Origin of the sequence: Aeromonas sp. 601027 (assembly GCF_049174455.1) — a bacterium.
Classification (GTDB): domain Bacteria; phylum Pseudomonadota; class Gammaproteobacteria; order Enterobacterales; family Aeromonadaceae; genus Aeromonas; species Aeromonas veronii_A.
Genome location: NZ_JAAKTN010000011.1, coordinates 57,956 through 73,326 on the forward strand (window position 1 = coordinate 57,956; position 15,371 = coordinate 73,326).

Annotated in this window: 13 protein-coding genes and 1 tRNA gene; 3 read left to right on the forward strand and 11 right to left on the reverse strand. The window is 58.3% G+C overall.

Features of this window, described 5'->3' with window-relative positions; genetic code table 11:
- Nucleotides 1-3 precede the first annotated feature (3 nt).
- Complete coding sequence (locus tag G5193_RS14740; RefSeq protein WP_421206251.1) at nucleotides 4-1,431, reverse strand: protein adenylyltransferase SelO; 1,428 nt, start codon at nucleotides 1,429-1,431, stop codon at nucleotides 4-6.
- A gap of 105 nt (nucleotides 1,432-1,536) precedes the next feature.
- Between G5193_RS14740 and G5193_RS14745 the strand changes: the two genes are divergently transcribed.
- The gene (locus G5193_RS14745) at nucleotides 1,537-1,839 is read left to right on the forward strand and encodes a c-type cytochrome (protein WP_236342032.1); all 303 of its coding nucleotides are present in this window, start codon (nucleotides 1,537-1,539) and stop codon (nucleotides 1,837-1,839) included.
- A 67-nt stretch (nucleotides 1,840-1,906) separates the two neighbouring features.
- Here G5193_RS14745 and recQ read toward each other — a convergent pair whose 3' ends face one another.
- A complete protein-coding gene (recQ, locus tag G5193_RS14750; protein WP_216949968.1) occupies nucleotides 1,907-3,742 on the reverse strand; it encodes an ATP-dependent DNA helicase RecQ in 1,836 nt (611 codons plus the stop codon).
- 133 nt (nucleotides 3,743-3,875) lie between these two features.
- Between recQ and G5193_RS14755 the strand changes: the two genes are divergently transcribed.
- Nucleotides 3,876-4,340, forward strand: a complete 465-nt coding sequence (locus G5193_RS14755) for a thioesterase family protein (RefSeq protein WP_005355465.1) — start codon at nucleotides 3,876-3,878, stop codon at nucleotides 4,338-4,340.
- 124 nt (nucleotides 4,341-4,464) lie between these two features.
- Complete coding sequence (locus G5193_RS14760) at nucleotides 4,465-4,992, forward strand: hypothetical protein (RefSeq protein WP_005342628.1); 528 nt, start codon at nucleotides 4,465-4,467, stop codon at nucleotides 4,990-4,992.
- Nucleotides 4,993-5,200: 208 nt separating this feature from the next.
- On the opposite strand, the gene G5193_RS14765 is transcribed toward G5193_RS14760, so the two are convergent.
- The 9 genes from G5193_RS14765 to G5193_RS14805 all read right to left on the reverse strand — a co-directional run bounded on the left by G5193_RS14765 (nucleotide 5,201) and on the right by G5193_RS14805 (nucleotide 15,292).
- Nucleotides 5,201-7,354: a nuclease-related domain-containing protein gene (locus G5193_RS14765; RefSeq protein ID WP_421206252.1), complete on the reverse strand. Its 2,154-nt coding sequence runs from the start codon at nucleotides 7,352-7,354 to the stop codon at nucleotides 5,201-5,203.
- 262 nt (nucleotides 7,355-7,616) lie between these two features.
- Nucleotides 7,617-7,693, reverse strand: a tRNA-Pro gene (locus tag G5193_RS14770).
- Nucleotides 7,694-7,848: 155 nt separating this feature from the next.
- Complete coding sequence (locus G5193_RS14775) at nucleotides 7,849-8,553, reverse strand: MOSC domain-containing protein (protein WP_421206253.1); 705 nt, start codon at nucleotides 8,551-8,553, stop codon at nucleotides 7,849-7,851.
- Between the two features lie 49 nt (nucleotides 8,554-8,602).
- Nucleotides 8,603-9,448: an ABC transporter permease subunit gene (locus G5193_RS14780; RefSeq protein WP_421206254.1), complete on the reverse strand. Its 846-nt coding sequence runs from the start codon at nucleotides 9,446-9,448 to the stop codon at nucleotides 8,603-8,605.
- The gene (locus G5193_RS14785; protein ID WP_219296768.1) at nucleotides 9,445-10,350 is read right to left on the reverse strand and encodes an ABC transporter permease subunit; all 906 of its coding nucleotides are present in this window, start codon (nucleotides 10,348-10,350) and stop codon (nucleotides 9,445-9,447) included. Before G5193_RS14785 ends, G5193_RS14780 begins: the two co-directional genes overlap by 4 nt.
- The gene (gene potA / locus G5193_RS14790; RefSeq protein WP_216952652.1) at nucleotides 10,347-11,501 is read right to left on the reverse strand and encodes a polyamine ABC transporter ATP-binding protein; all 1,155 of its coding nucleotides are present in this window, start codon (nucleotides 11,499-11,501) and stop codon (nucleotides 10,347-10,349) included. Before potA ends, G5193_RS14785 begins: the two co-directional genes overlap by 4 nt.
- A 78-nt stretch (nucleotides 11,502-11,579) precedes the next feature.
- Entirely contained in the window at nucleotides 11,580-12,665 is a 1,086-nt protein-coding gene (locus G5193_RS14795; RefSeq protein ID WP_201937656.1) for a polyamine ABC transporter substrate-binding protein, read from the reverse strand.
- A 114-nt stretch (nucleotides 12,666-12,779) separates the two neighbouring features.
- Nucleotides 12,780-13,877 carry an extracellular solute-binding protein gene (locus G5193_RS14800; RefSeq protein WP_201937706.1) on the reverse strand — a complete coding sequence of 366 codons (1,098 nt, stop codon included), beginning with the start codon at nucleotides 13,875-13,877 and terminating at the stop codon, nucleotides 12,780-12,782.
- Nucleotides 13,878-13,930: 53 nt separating this feature from the next.
- On the reverse strand, nucleotides 13,931-15,292 hold the full coding sequence (locus G5193_RS14805; protein ID WP_216952651.1) for an aspartate aminotransferase family protein: 1,362 nt from the start codon (nucleotides 15,290-15,292) through the stop codon (nucleotides 13,931-13,933).
- Between the last annotated feature and the right edge of the window lie 79 nt (nucleotides 15,293-15,371).

Genomic DNA, 15,371 nt, shown 5'->3' on the forward strand with positions numbered 1-15,371 from the left:
CTCTCAGCTACTGCAGGAGAGCTCACCACCGCAATACCATGCCGGAGTCGGGGTGGCGAGATCCTCATATTCGGGTTGTTCATCAAAGGGACGGTGCAAGGCGGCGAACAGCCGCTCGAACGGCCGCATATCCCCTGTGTCGGCGGCGTCGATCACCTGCTGGGCCAGCGTATTGCGCAGCACATACTTGGGGTTGATGGCATCCATCTGCACCTTGCGCACGGCATCCTCGCTGCCTTCGCGCATTAGCCGCGCCCGATAGCGCTCCAGCCACGCCTGCCAACCCAGTGGTTCAGGCAACAGGGCCAGCAGAGATGCAGGCCACGACCCCTCTTGCGTCACCTCACCGAGACGGCGAAGGAACAGGTGGTAATCCACCTCGTGGGCCGCCAGCAACCGGAACAGCTCGCGGAACAGCGCCGGGTCATCCTCCTCCCACACCGCCAGTCCGAGCTTGGCCCGCATCAACTCGGAGTAGTGCAACATCAGCTGCTGCTCGTACTGGGCCAACGCTGCAGCCAGCGCATCACCGTTTACATGGCCAGCCAGCGCCTGCGCCAGTTTTTGCAGATTCCAATAACCGACCGCGGGCTGCTGATCCAGTGCGTAACGACCCGCCGGATCCGAGTGATTGCAGACAAAATCGGGCACGTAGGCATCGATAAAGCCGTAGGGGCCATAATCCAGCGTCAGGCCGAGCAGCGACATGTTGTCGGTATTCATTACCCCGTGACAGAAGCCCGCAGCCTGCCATTTGGCAATCAACCGCGCGGTGCGGCGCACTACCTCGGCAAACAGTTCGGCACCACTCTCCAGTTCGGGGAAGTGGTGGCGCAGCAGATAGTTGATGAGTGGCGGGATCTTCTCCCCCTGCCCGCTCCAGGCGAAATACTCGATATGGCCGAAGCGCAGATGGCTGGGGGCGGTGCGCAGCACGGTCGCCCCGGTCTCAACCTGCTCGCGATAAACGGGCTCCTGACTCCCCACCAATACCAGCGCCCGGGTGGTCGGGATGCCGAGGGCATGGAGCGCCTCGGAGGCGAGATATTCTCGGATGCTGGAGCGCAGCACGGCGCGACCGTCACCAAAACGGGAAAACGGCGTCTTTCCTGCCCCCTTCAGGTGCAGATCCCAGCGCTGGCCATCCGGCGCCTGCTGCTCACCCAATAGCAGCGCGCGGCCATCCCCAAGCCGGGGGCTATAACCCCCGAACTGATGGCCGGCATAGACCTGCGCTACCGGCTGCATACCGGGCAGCACTTTTCCCTCGCCACAACAGGCGATCCAGTCAGCCTCACTGACGCCTCCCAGCCCCAACTCATCCAGTAAAGCCCGGTTGAGATGAAGCAACCGGGGTTGCTGCAGCGGCTGGGGGACCACGGGTTCACAGGCCCAAGGCAACTCGGTCGCAAAAGTGTTGATCAACTTCATGGTTGTGCCATTCGTCCCTGCGTATGCTCGTGTCACTCTTTATACTGCCGTCAGCCATGCTTGCGCTCACTGGCAACCATCATTTTTCAATTCAAGGAGAAGAAGATGCAAAAATGGGTATATGCCATGCCCTTGCTGGCACTGGCGTGGGGTCATCAGGCCAAGGCTGCCGATATTGAAGCCGGCAAAGCCAAAGCGGCGGTCTGTGCCGCCTGTCACGGCGTGGAAGGCAAGGCGATGATCCCCAACTATCCCCATCTGGCGGGTCAGAATGCCGCCTATCTGGTGAAACAGTTGAAAGCGTTCAAGGATGGCACTCGCAAAGAGCCCTTGATGGACCCCTTCATGGCGCCGCTGACCGATGCGGATATCGACAATCTGGCGGCCTTCTACGCCAGCCTGAAATAACCTCGCGTCTAACCCTTGGTTCTTCCGAGCCGCGCTTACCGTGGTCGATTAGGCTGCCTAATCGACCCTACCGCCGGCAGTAGTCGATGATCAGATCCATAAAGGCTTCGCCGAAGCGCTCCAACTTACGGTGACCGACGCCGTTGATGGCCAGCATCTCGTCTTCGGTCATCGGCATCAGCTGAGCCATCTCCACCAGGGTCGCATCGTTGAACACCACGTAGGGCGGCACCTCCTCATCCTCGGCAATCTGCTTGCGCAGGCCGCGCAGCTCCTTGAACAACCGCTTGTCATAGTTGGCATTGTCGAGCAGACCGTTGCGCTTCTCCTTGCGGCTGGAGATAGGCTGCAGGCGGGGTACCGCCAGTTCCAGCTTCACCTCGCCACGCAGCACGGGGCGAGCCGCTTCGGTCAGCTGCAGCACCAGATTGCGGGTGATGTTCTGGGTCAGCAGCCCCTTGTGGATCAGCTGGCGGATCACGCTCATCCAGTATTCGTGGCTCTGATCCTTGCCGATACCGTAGGTCGAGAGCTTGTCGTGGCCATGATCCTTTATGCGCTGGTTCAGCGACCCGCGCAGCACCTCCACCACATAACCCACCCCGAAATTCTGCCCCACCCGCCAGACGCAGGAGAGCGCCTTCTGGGCATCTTCGGTGCCGTCATAACTTTTGGGCGGATCGAGGCAGATATCGCAGTTGCCGCACGGCTTGTCGTTGTACTCGCCGAAGTAGTTGAGCAGCACCTGACGGCGGCAGGTCTGCGCCTCGGCAAAAGCGGCCATCACGTTGAGCTTGTACTGCTCCACCTGCAGCTGCTGCGGGTTCTCGATGTTGTCGAGCAGGCGGCGCACCCGACCGATGTCGGCAGGATCGTAGAGCAGCAGCGCCTCGGCGGGAGTGCCATCGCGCCCGGCGCGACCGGTCTCCTGATAGTAGGATTCGATGTTCTTCGGAATGTCGTAGTGCACCACGAAGCGTACGTTGGGCTTGTCGATACCCATACCGAACGCCACCGTCGCCACCACTATCTCGATGTCATCCTTGAGGAAGGCATCCTGGGTCTGCTGGCGCAGCTCGAGCGGCAGCCCCGCATGATAGGGCGCCGCCTTGCAGCCGTGGCGGGATAACCGCTCGGCCACCTCCTCCACCCGGTTGCGACTGGAGCAGTAGACGATGCCGCAGTTGCCCTTCTGGCTCTGCACGTAGCGCAGCAGCTGCTCAGCCGCCTTGAACTTCTCCACCAGGCTGTAGCGGATATTGGGACGATCGAAGCTGGCGGTGTGGATGAAGGGATCGTTCAGCTCTAGGCGGTGCAGCATGTCGCTGCGGGTCGCCTCGTCGGCGGTGGCGGTAAGCGCTACCACCGGCACCTGCGGGAACCACTGCTTGAGTCGCCCCAGTGCCGCATACTCAGGCCGGAAATCGTGGCCCCACTGGGAGACACAGTGCGCCTCGTCGATGGCGAACAGCCCGAGCGGCAGCTCGGCCAGCCGATCCATAAACTCGTGCTGCAGCAAGCGCTCGGGGGAGACATAGACCAACTTGATCTCGCCGCGGCGCATGGCGGCGAAGTTCTGGATCATCTCCTCCCGACTGAGGGCCGAGTTGATGTAGACCGCCGCTACGCCGTTGGCGCGCAGGCTGTCGACCTGATCCTTCATCAGCGAAATAAGGGGAGAGACCACCACACCGAGCCCGGGCCGCAGCAGTGCCGGGATCTGGTAGCAGAGCGACTTGCCGCCACCGGTGGGCTTGAGCACCAGCGCATCGCGCCCCGCGACGATCTGCTCGATGATCTCGAGCTGACCCGGCCGAAACTGCTGATAGCCGAAGACTGCCTGCAGCAGGGCAAGCGGACTCTCTGGCTGAGGATCTGGCAGGGTTTCGGCAATCGCGGTCATGGGCTCTCCTTTGGGGTCGCCATTCTAAAGCAGCCGCCGCCCACAATAAACCTGCCATTGCGACTGTTAATGAACTGTTGCAGACTGGCTGGAGTTTTTACTCGGCTTTGATGACAAGGATTGGGATCAGAGAATGAAACAGATGCTCAAGAAGATGGCGCTCAGTGGCATTGCCAACCTGTTTGCCGAGAAGATGCCCTTCAACAAGCTGATTGGCATGCAGGTGACCCACTACGACTTCGACAAGGTGGAGCTGCGCATCAAGATGGATGAGAAGCTGATCGGCAACCCTTTCCACAACATCCTGCATGGCGGCGTCACCGCCACGCTGCTGGATGTGGCAGGCGGTATGATAGTCGCCGCCTCCTGCATCGACGAGCTGGAGGAGTTCTCCCCCAGCTATCTCAAGGAGCGCTTCGCCCGCCTCGGCACCATAGATCTGCGGGTGGATTACCTGCGCCCAGGGCGCGGCAACGAGTTTATCGCCACCGCCCACATCATCCGGGCTGGCAGCAAGGTGGCCGTCGCCCGGATGGAGCTGCACAACGAAGAGGGCACCCACATCGCCTTCGGCACCGGTACCTATCTGGTGGGTTGAACCAAGTTAGTGCATAAAAACCACGCGGCTAATCCACTTTTAATCATTAGATTCCTTACCCCCTCTAGCCGAACAAGGTCCATACTGAGAGTCGGGATTGTGTGCAGAGGGAGGATTGCAGGCGATGAGTGCGAAACTGGCCATCAAACCATCCAGAGCCTTGTTGACACAGCTCGAGTCCATGCTCGACGAGGTGCAGACACCCGAGTGTCGCCACTGGTTGGAACAGGAGCTTGAGGGGTATTCTCTCTCCTCACCCCTGCCTTGGTATCGCATCGTTCCCTGTCGGCAACGCGGTCACTTTCTGGATCTGAAAACGGGAAAATATTTGACCTGTCATATCAACAGTCAAACGCTATGCCAACGCGATCTGGCCCAAATTCAGTTCATTTATGCCCGTGAACCCGCCGCCCACTATTTGCTGCAACGCAATTCCGGTATTGAACCCTGGCCAGAACAGCTGCTGGAAGATTATCAGGAGCAGTTGATCCCCGGCCATTTATGCCTGCAAGCCTGGCATGAGCCCGTGATGTCACTACGTGAACAACTGATGGAGGGAATCGAACATTTCATTTGTGAGTACCCCAAGCACGCGGCCTTGCAACCTCAACACAGCTTGAAGGCTTTGCGGCATCAGCACTGGCATATCTGAAAACGCCTAGCGCGCAAGGAGGGCACCATAGACAAGACCCATAGCGAGATTGCCACAATCTAGAGTGCCGGAGTCAGGATCAGACTCCACCGATGGGCCACCGAGCGGTGGCCCTTTTAATGCCCACGGCTACTGCTTTATTGCCAAGCAGATAGCCATAATGTGGCGCCCCACACCTCATGAATCCCGCAAACCTACTTGTCACGTTCTACAGCACATCACGCCAGACCCCATCGGACTCGATCAACCTAACAAGAGCTTGTGCACTGAATCCGTCGGCATACAGTGTCTCTTCCTCATTCCCAACCTCAGCATCGCCCATCTGTTCAAACGCGCGCAGATAATGCGGTTCATCGCGCAAAGCGATCTCCATGATCTCGCGGGAGACGACGTGAAAACCATCGATGACCTCACCATCAAATTCAATCGAAGTATCTACAACCCAAGCATGCAAAGCTGGCAGAGGATTGAAATCACTCAGCAATAGAGCTGAACGCAACCCTTGGTCATTTTGCAGGGCTTGAAGCACAACCGGTTGCTTGCGCTTTAACTGCCTTGCCGCCTTGCGCAGGGTATTGGTTCGATGCAGCCAGACTTCATGACGAGTTGAACGGATGAAGCCCGACTTGACCTCCAGCAGCAACACTACCCCATCCAAGTGACAGATCAGGTCCACTTCACCAGCATCACGCTCATCACTCAATGGTGGTTGGTAGCCCACGACAACGCGAAACCCCCTCTGCCTTAGTGCTTCGGCAAGGGTATGTTCAATACGTTCCGTTTCGCTGCGCAAAGCAGGCCTGCGTTGCTCAACACGTCGCAGGTTATTCACCGCAGCGGTCAGATTGTTCTGTTGACCGGCAACCCAGGGGAACTGAAAGCTGTAGCAGCCAATCTTGTAGAACGGCCGCTCGTACAGACGTGGAAATGGCATGTTAGGTGTCAGCCTCATCTGCACGGACAGTGCCTGCAGGTCACTGGTCCAGAACTTCAGGATGGCCTCGGCCGCTTCGGGGTCGCCCTTGGGATGTTCGGGGCTGACGGTCCAACCACAGATACGACGGATCTTATCTTTCGGTTCCGACCAAGTGATGGGAAAGCGATTCTCGCCTTGTACAAGCCCTTCCAAAGCTAATTGACCAAGTGCTTTTGCTGCTACACCGGAGTCGCCCATATAGCGAAGAAAAGGCTGAAGAAACGCCTGCTCAAAAAACACTGTCGTCAGCTCACTGGCTAATATCGCGTGGTGCAGGATTACCTCCGCTCCGTCGTTCAGTCTGACGCGCTCACCCAGGCCGAATATCGTCTGCAGGTAAAGCTGACTGCGGATGGTTTTTATGTAAGCTAGCTGATTCGATTCGTGGTTTTCCGGTCTCCCGATGATTTTGCCAGCCATATCCGAAGCTGCGAATTGGTCAATTGCACGGTACATCCAGTAGTGCCAAAGCAACTTGCTTTTGCGCCCGGTACGCTGCCAGCGCTGTGAGCCCGTATCTGTTTTGTTGAATATGACCGGTTGTCCCGGTTTGAGCTGGTAACCACAATCATGGTCAAAACAGAACCAATTGATGGAATTCTCGTAGTCGATTCGCTCACGCATGGCGACAGTAAGCAAGGCGACCGATCCGAGGTTGGCAACATTCTCTCGCCCCAAACCTGACTGTGGAAACAGGATTGGCGACAAATGACGCTTAATAGAGCGGCCAATAGCTTCCTCTGTCAGCTGAAAATCACACTCAGAGCAATTCGACAGCTTGCGCGCTATTAACCGATCATAGACATCCCAATCTTCCGCAGAACTGTCCTTACCCTGAGAGGCGCCAAGTTGCCCATATGCGATCACGCTCAAATAGGAAAGCAGCTCTAGTAACGAAAGCGACTTCAGGTGGGTCTCAGCCAGTGCAATTGCTTCGTCGAATGGTTCAAGTTGCTCAAGTAGACGATCACAGACGCCGAAAAATTCGTACCAATCTCCGCTACCGAGATTGTCTCGGAGATGCCGCCAGAGCGGTGAATCGCTGCGTGTAAACAGCTTCGAGTAACGAATCGCCCAACGCAATACATCTGGATGACGAGCGGCCAGATGATCCAGCAGCGCAGTGCTAATAGCATCCTCAGAATGCAAAATACGTCCCAGTGCCAAGCTTGCCAGTTGAGCACCGTCCAAGTTGGCGGGCTCCCACCAGAAGGTCGCGGCAGCCAGTCCAGCAGCACGATTGCGCGCGGTATATTTGCCGCTCGGGCGTTGATCTAGAAAGTCGTGAAGGCACTCATCAAGTGCGGCGAATGGGGCAAGCTGCTGAGCATATCCAGCAAAGAGAGTCTGGTAAAATTCCTGGCATTGCCGTTCCTGGCCTTGCATATCTGGTCATCCTTTTCCTGCAGTCGAACCTTGATATTCAAAGAGATTAAAATCAGCTGTTCATTTAAGGCCCACAACGAGTCTGGCAATCTGTATGGAAGGAAATAGTTAACACGTTTCCAAGAAGGGGGAAACAACTGATGAGGAGTCAATAGCTAGCAATTGCAGATATAGTAAACAGGGCAGGAAATCAAAATGCCCCACAGAACTGGAAGGCCAGAAATGCACAAGGGCCTAGCCGAAGCTAAGCCCTTTTTGAATTTGGTCGGTGTGAGAGGATTCGAACCTCCGACCCCTTCGTCCCGAACGAAGTGCGCTACCAAGCTGCGCTACACACCGATGTCTGCGGGACGGGAATTTACCGAAAGCCCAGACCCGACACAAGCCTTTTTTGCATTTGGCAGGAAAAAAAGTGCCGTTCGCTCAACTATTCAGCACTCTTTTCATCCGTTTACCGGGCTGCAGCCAGCTGGTGACATTCCGGCAACCGGCCGTCAGGCCAGGCGCAGGGATGCGGGCCCCAGCAGACGGCGCTGCCAGTCAGCCACAGTGCCATGCTCCAGCCAGTCGGCTGCATGCTGGCGCCAGTTGGGGGAAAGGGCCGGATTCTCCAGCAACATCAGCAGATCAGCTTCATTGCGCACCTGATTGAACAGGATATCCACCGTGCGCTTCACCGTCAGTTCGGGATAGGGTCTGTCTAGCAGCTCCATGGCCGACTCCGGCGACACAATCCCCTCCTCCAGCACCCGCAGCAGCCAGCCACAACGGCCATTCAGTTGCATCACCTGCGACATCTGGCCATAGCCAAAGCGCTGGTTGAGCTTGAAACAGGGGGATCTCGGCTGGCTGATCTGGATCAGCGCCTCACCGAGCCGATAGACATCGCCGATGCAGGCTTGCGCCTCGGTCAGCCCGAGACCGGAGAGGTTCTCGCCAAAGGCGGCAGGTTGCCAGGGTGTACGTGGCGCAGGCAAGCCCAGCGCGGTTTGCCAGGTCTGCCACCAGAGATAGTGATCGGCCGGATAGTAGTGGAGCGCCCGATCCGGACCACCGTGGTGGCGCGTGTCACACTGCTCATCCCCTTCCAGACCGGCAAAGGTACAGCGAACTGGTGCAGAGATCGGTTGCTTGTGAATGGCGCTGGTGAGGCCGGGCACCAGCTCGGTGCCACGACCACTGAAAAAGGAGATCCGCATACTCATCCTCCGGATTGACGAGAGTAGGCGGATCTTATCATCTGACGAGTCAGGCGACTGCCTGCATCTGGTTGCTCATGGCGATCTCGGCGCGACGGCGCTTCTCCGCCTTGGCCATCAGATACCAGCTGCCGAAGGTAAAGAGCGATACCGACAGCAGGATCAGGCTGGCTACCGCGTTGATCTCGGGTTTCACCCCGAGCCGTACCGCCGAGAAGACCTCCATCGGCAAGGTAGTGGAGCCCGGGCCGGAGACGAAGCTCGCCAGCACCAGATCATCCAGCGACAGGGCGAACGACATCATGCCGCCTGCTGCCAGCGAGGGGGCGATCATCGGGATGGTGATCAGGAAGAACACCTTCCACGGCTTGGCGCCAAGATCCATGGCCGCCTCCTCTATGGAGAGATCCAGCTCCCGCAACCGCGCCGACACAACGATGGCTACGTAGGCGGTACAGAAGGTAGTGTGGGCGATCCAGATGGTCAACATGCCCCGCTCGGCGGGCCATCCCACCAGCTGGGCCATCGCCACGAACAGCAGCAGCAGCGACAGACCGGTGATCACCTCGGGCATCACCAGCGGTGCCGTCACCATGCCACCGAACAGGGTGCGACCACGGAAGTGGGGAATTCGGGTCAGCACGAATGCCGCCACCGTCCCCAGCGCCACCGCGGCGATCGCGGTGTAAAAAGCGATCTCCAGCGAGCGGAACACGGATCCAATCAGCTGCGTGTTGTCGAGCAGGCCGAAGTACCACTTGAGCGACCAACCGCCCCACACCGTCACCAGCTTGGAGGCGTTGAAGGAGTAGATCACCATGATGATCATGGGCAGGTAGATAAACAGCAGCCCCAGCCAGAGCATCAGCTTGGCAAAACCGAAACGTCTCATCATGCCTTGCCCTCCAGCTCTTTGGCCTGGTTACGGTTGAAGAGGATGATCGGAATGATCAGCACCGCCAGCATCACCACCGCCAGTGCAGAGGCGACCGGCCAGTCGCGGTTGTTGAAGAACTCCTGCCACAGCACCTTGCCGATCATCAGGGTCTCCGGGCCGCCCAGCATTTCCGGGATAACGAACTCCCCCACCACCGGAATGAACACCAGCATGCAGCCGGCGATGATGCCGTTCTTGGAGAGCGGTACCGTGATCTGCCAGAACCGGGTCAGGTTGCGGGCCCCCAGGTCGGAAGCAGCCTCCAGCAGGCTCTGATCGTGTTTGACCAGATTGGCGTAAAGCGGCAGCACCATGAAAGGCAGGTAGGAGTAAACGATGCCGATATAGACCGCCAGGTTGGTGTTGAGGATCTGCAGCGGCTCGTCGATCACCCCGATCCCCAGCAAGACGCTGTTGAGCAGGCCGTTGTTGCTGAGGATCCCCATCCATGCATAGACCCGGATCAGAATGGCGGTCCAGGTCGGCATCATGATAAGCAGCAGCAGAACGGTCTGGGTCTCCTTGTTGGCCCGGGCGATGGAGTAGGCCATCGGATAGCCAATCAGCAGGCAGAGCAAAGTGCTGACGAAGGCCATCTTGAGGGAGCCCAGATAGGCTGCGATATAGAGCTCATCCTCCTGCAGCAGCAGGTAGTTCCCCATATTGAGCAGGATGGTGAGCTGATTGTCGGCCCAGCTCACCACGTCGGTGTAGGGCGGGATCGCCACATCCGCTTCCGCAAAACTGATCTTTACCACTATGACAAAGGGCAGCAGGAAGAAGAGGAACAGCCAGAAGAAGGGGATGCCGATCACCAGCCGGCGCCCTCCGCCCCGCTTCAGTCGTTGCAAGATCTTCATGATTGCAGCACCACGCCGCTGTCATCTTCCCAGTAGAGGAACACCTGGTCATCCCAGGTTGGCCGCTTGCCGTGGCGTTCGGCATTGGCGATGAAAGCCTGAACGATTTTGCCCGAGGGCAGCTGGATGTGGTACACCGAGTGTCCGCCCAGATAAGCGATGTCATAGACCTCGCCCTTGGTCCAGTTGAAGTCCGGATGCTCGATTTCGGCCGGCTTTTGCAGGCTCATCAGCAGCTTCTCCGGCCGCAGGGCGTAGGTCACCTTCTTGTTCTCGGCACGGGAGCTGATCCCGTGGCCCACATAGATGGGCTGCTCCAGATCGGCACAGGCGATGATGGCGTGGTCCTGCTCATCCTCCACCAGCAGGCCGTCGAACAGGTTGACGTTGCCGATGAACTCGCACACCAGCCGACTGGCCGGGGTTTCGTAGATATCCATCGGGCTACCGATCTGCTCGATACAACCGTGATGCATGATGGCGATCCGCTCCGCCATGGTCATGGCCTCTTCTTGATCGTGGGTCACCATGACACAGGTAACCCCGACCCGCTCGATGATCTCCACCAGCTCCAGCTGCATCTTGGAGCGCAGCTTCTTGTCGAGCGCCCCCATCGGCTCATCAAGCAGCAGCAACTTGGGACGTTTCGCCAGCGAACGGGCCAGCGCTACCCGCTGGCGCTGGCCACCGGAGAGCTGGTGCGGCTTGCGACGGGCATACTGGGTCATCTGTACCAGCTTGAGCATCTCTTCGACACGGGCGTCGATCTCGGCCTTGGGCAGGCCATCCTGCTTGAGACCGAAAGCAATATTCTGTGCCACCGTCATATGGGGAAACAGGGCGTAGGACTGGAACATCATGTTGATGGGGCGTTCATAGGGGGGCATGTCGGTGATATCCACCCCGTCGAGGAACAGACGCCCTTCGGTCGGGCGCTCGAACCCGGCCAGCATCCGCAGCAAGGTCGATTTACCGGAACCGGATCCTCCCAGCAGGGCGAAGATCTCCCCCTTGTGAATATTCAGGGAAACATTATCGACCGCCAGGGTTTCATCGAACTGCTTGCTAACCCTGTCTATTTTTACCAGCACTTCTTTGCGTTGCTGGCTGCCCTCAAGGGCTTTCTTGTAGGCACTGGAGGCTATCGCCATTACCAAACTCCCTAACGTGATACTGGCCTCACGGCCAATCCATAAAAGCGATTTGGCGCCCCAGAGCGGGCACCAAGGTCAGGTACCGGACTTGATCTTGCTCCAACTCCGGGTGATTTGACGCTGTACCGCGCGGGAATGTGCCTCCTGCACATAGAGCCGCTCCAACACAGCCTGAGGCGGATAAACCCCCTCATCATTGCGCACCGTCTCATCCATGAACTCGCCAGCCTTGGCATTGGGGTTCGCATAGCCCACATAATTACTGACCTTGGCGATCACCTCGGGCTGCAGAACATAGTTGATGAGAGCATGTGCCTCTTTGACATTGGTGGCATCAGACGGGATCGCCATCATGTCGAACCAGAGATTGCCCCCCTCTTTAGGAATGCTGTAGGCAATCTTCACCCCCTTGCCGGCCTCGTCGGCACGGGCTGCCGCCTGCAAGATGTCGCCGGAAAAGCCCGCTGCCACACAGATATCGCCGTTGGCGAGATCACCTATGTATTTGGAGGAGTGGAAGTAGGCCACATAGGGGCGCACCTTGAGCAACTGCGCCTCGGCGCGCTTGATATCGGCCGCGTCCTGGCTGTTGGGGTTCAGTCCAAGGTAGTTGAGGGCAGCCGGGATCATCTCGTCTGCCGAGTCGAGGAAGGCGACGCCGCAACGGGAGAGCTTCTCCATGTTTTCCGGCTCGAAGATGGCCGCCCAGGAGTCGATCTTGTCGACCCCCAGCACCGCCTTGATTTTGTCGACGTTATAGCCGATGCCGTTGGTTCCCCACAGATAGGGCACCGCGTACTGATGGCCCGGATCCACCTTCTCGAGCTGCTTGAGCAGCACGGGATCCAGGTTGGCCAGATTGGGCAGCAAGCTCTTGTCCAGCTTCTGGAAAGCCCCCGCCTTGATCTGCTTGGAGAGGAAATTATTTGAGGGCACCACCAGATCGTAACCGGTCCGTCCGGTCAGCAACTTGCCTTCCAGGGTTTCGTTGGAGTCAAATACGTCATAGACGGTCTTGATCCCGGTCTCCTGCTGGAAATCGCTGAGGGTGGTCTCGCCGATATAGTCAGACCAGTTGTAGAAATGGAGCACAGGGGCTGCCTGGACTGCATTCGCCAATCCCATGGTCAGCGCTATGGTTAGCAATCTGGTTGTATTCACGGTGTCAGTTCTCCTGTTCAGTGGTTGACCGTCTGCGCATCCATTCGCGCGGCCCATCCGGATGGATGGCATCACTACCCTCCCGGCCGAACTGCGGACCGGGAGGGGTATTCGTTACTTACCGGACTTGATCTTGGTCCAGCTGCGGGTCATCAGACGCTGCACCTTGGCCGGCAGATCCGGGAAGGTGTAGATCTTCTGCAAGGTTGCAGAGTCCGGATAAACCCCCGGATCGGTACGGATCGCCTCGTCAACCAGCGGGGTCGCAGCCTTGTTGCCGTTAGGCGCCTGCACCTGATTGGTGATGTTGGCGATCACGTCGGGCTTCATCAGATAGTTGATGAAGGTGTGGGCCGCCTCGACGTTCTTGGCATCCGCCGGGATGGCGATCATGTCAAAGAAGCTGCCTGCCCCCTCTTTCGGAATGGTGTAGGTAAGTGCCACGCCATTTTTGGCTTCCGCCGCCCGCGCCTTGGACTGCTGCAAATCCATGGAGTAACCGACAGCAACACACAAGTTGCCGTTGGCCAGATCCGAGATGTACTTGGAGGAGTGGAAATAGGCGGTATAGGGACGAATGGAGAGGAACAGCTCCTCGGCCTTCTTCAGCTCGTCCGGCTTCTGGCTATCCGGTTTGAAGCCCAGATATTGCAGGGCGGCCGGTAACATTTCGGTCGGCGAGTCGAGGAAGGAGACGCCGCACTCCTTCAGCTTGGCCATGTTCTCCGGCTTGAACACCAGATCCCAGGAGTTGAGCGGCGCATCGGCCCCCAGTACGGCCTTCACCTTCTCGGCATTGTAGGCATAACCGATGGTGCCCCACAGATAGGGGATGGAGTACTGGTTGCCCGGATCGCTCGGGTCGAGCGCCTTGAGCAGGTCGGTATCCATATTTTGCCAGTTGGAGAGCTTGGACTTGTCCAGCTTCTGGAACACGCCAGCCCTGATCTGTTTGGCCAGGAAGGGGTTGGACGGCACCACGATGTCGTAGCCGGATTTACCAGCCAGCAACTTGGCTTCCAGTACCTCGTTGCTGTCAAACACGTCATAAACCACCTTGATGCCCGTCTCCTTCTGGAAGTTTTCCAGGGTATCCGGGGCGATATAGTCGCTCCAGTTGTAGACGTGCAACACCTTCTCTTCAGCCATTGCTCCGGCACTTGCCATGACCAGAGCCACAGAGGCAGCGATCACTCCCGTTTTGAAAGACATCATCCTTGTCTCCTAAGCAAATTGTATGCGCATGCCAACCTGCCTGGCGGCAGCTATCCCTTCAGCTTTGCAGCCGTCAGATCCAGACTGAGCCTGGCTAGCTTGACCAATTCATCAACCTGTTCCTCGGTGATCACCAAGGGGGGCGATATGATCATGGTATCGCCTACCGCCCTCATCACCAAGCCATTGTTAAAACAGAATTCCCGGCAAGTCATCCCGGCATTGGCATGGGCCGGGAAACGCCGGTTGGTCTGCTTGTCCTGGACGATTTCCAGAGCTGCGACCAGCCCGCGGCCACGAGTTTCACCCACCAGCGGGTGGTCAGCCAGCTCTGCCCAGCGGCGCTGCAAATAGGGGCCGATGGTATCATGCACTCGCTTAACTATGCTCTCCTTTTGCATAAGCTGGATATTGGCCACCGCCACCGCGCAAGAGACCGGATGGCCTGAGTAGGTGAAGCCGTGGTTGAACTCGCCCCCCTCTTCCACCAGCCCCTTGGCAACCCGGTCACTCACCATCACAGCGCCGAGCGGCAGATAACCGGAGGTAATCCCCTTGGCCAGACACATCAGATCCGGCTTGATGCCAAACCCTTCGCTGGCAAACCAGTGGCCGGTACGGCCAAAGCCGCAGATCACCTCGTCGGCTATCAGCAAAATGCCGTAGTGATCGCAGATGCGCTGGATCTCCGGCCAGTAGCTGTCAGGCGGAATGATGACACCGCCCGCCCCCTGGATCGGCTCGCCGATAAAGGCGGCCACCTTGTCCACCCCCAGCTCCAGAATCTTCTGCTCCAGCTGACGGGCCCTCTCCAGCCCAAACTCGTGGGCACTCATCCCCTGCCCCTCACCGAAGTGGTAGGGCTGGTCGATGTGCACTATGCCGGGAATGGGCAGACCACCCTGGGCATGCATCCCTTTCATGCCACCCAGACTCGCCCCCGCCACGGTGGAGCCGTGATAGGCGTTGTGGCGGCTGATGATCACCTGTTTTTCCGGTTGCCCCTTGCTGGCCCAGTAGTGGCGCACCATCCGCAGCACGGTGTCGTTGCACTCGGAGCCGGAGCCGGTAAAGAAGACATGGTTGAGATGGGATGGCGTCACTTCGGCCAGCAGGGTGGCCAGCTCGATCACCGGCGGGTGAGCGGTCTGGAAAAAGAGGTTGTAGTAGGGGAGCTGCTCCATCTGTCTGGCCGCGGCATCCACCAGCTCCTGCCGGCCATAACCCATGTTGACGCACCAGAGCCCCGCCATGCCGTCCAGAATGCGCTTGCCTTCGGAGTCTTCCAGATAGACGCCACTGGCTTTGGTGATGATACGGCTGCCCTTCTTGTTCAGAGCCTGAAAGTCGGTAAAGGGGTGCAGGTGGTGGCTGGCATCCTGCTGCTGCCACTCACGGGTAGTCTGTTGCATTGTTAGCTCCTCGGTTCCTTCGATTTAGCTGGTTCTGTTCGTCAATCATCAGGAAGGCTGCCACTCCCGCAATCACCGC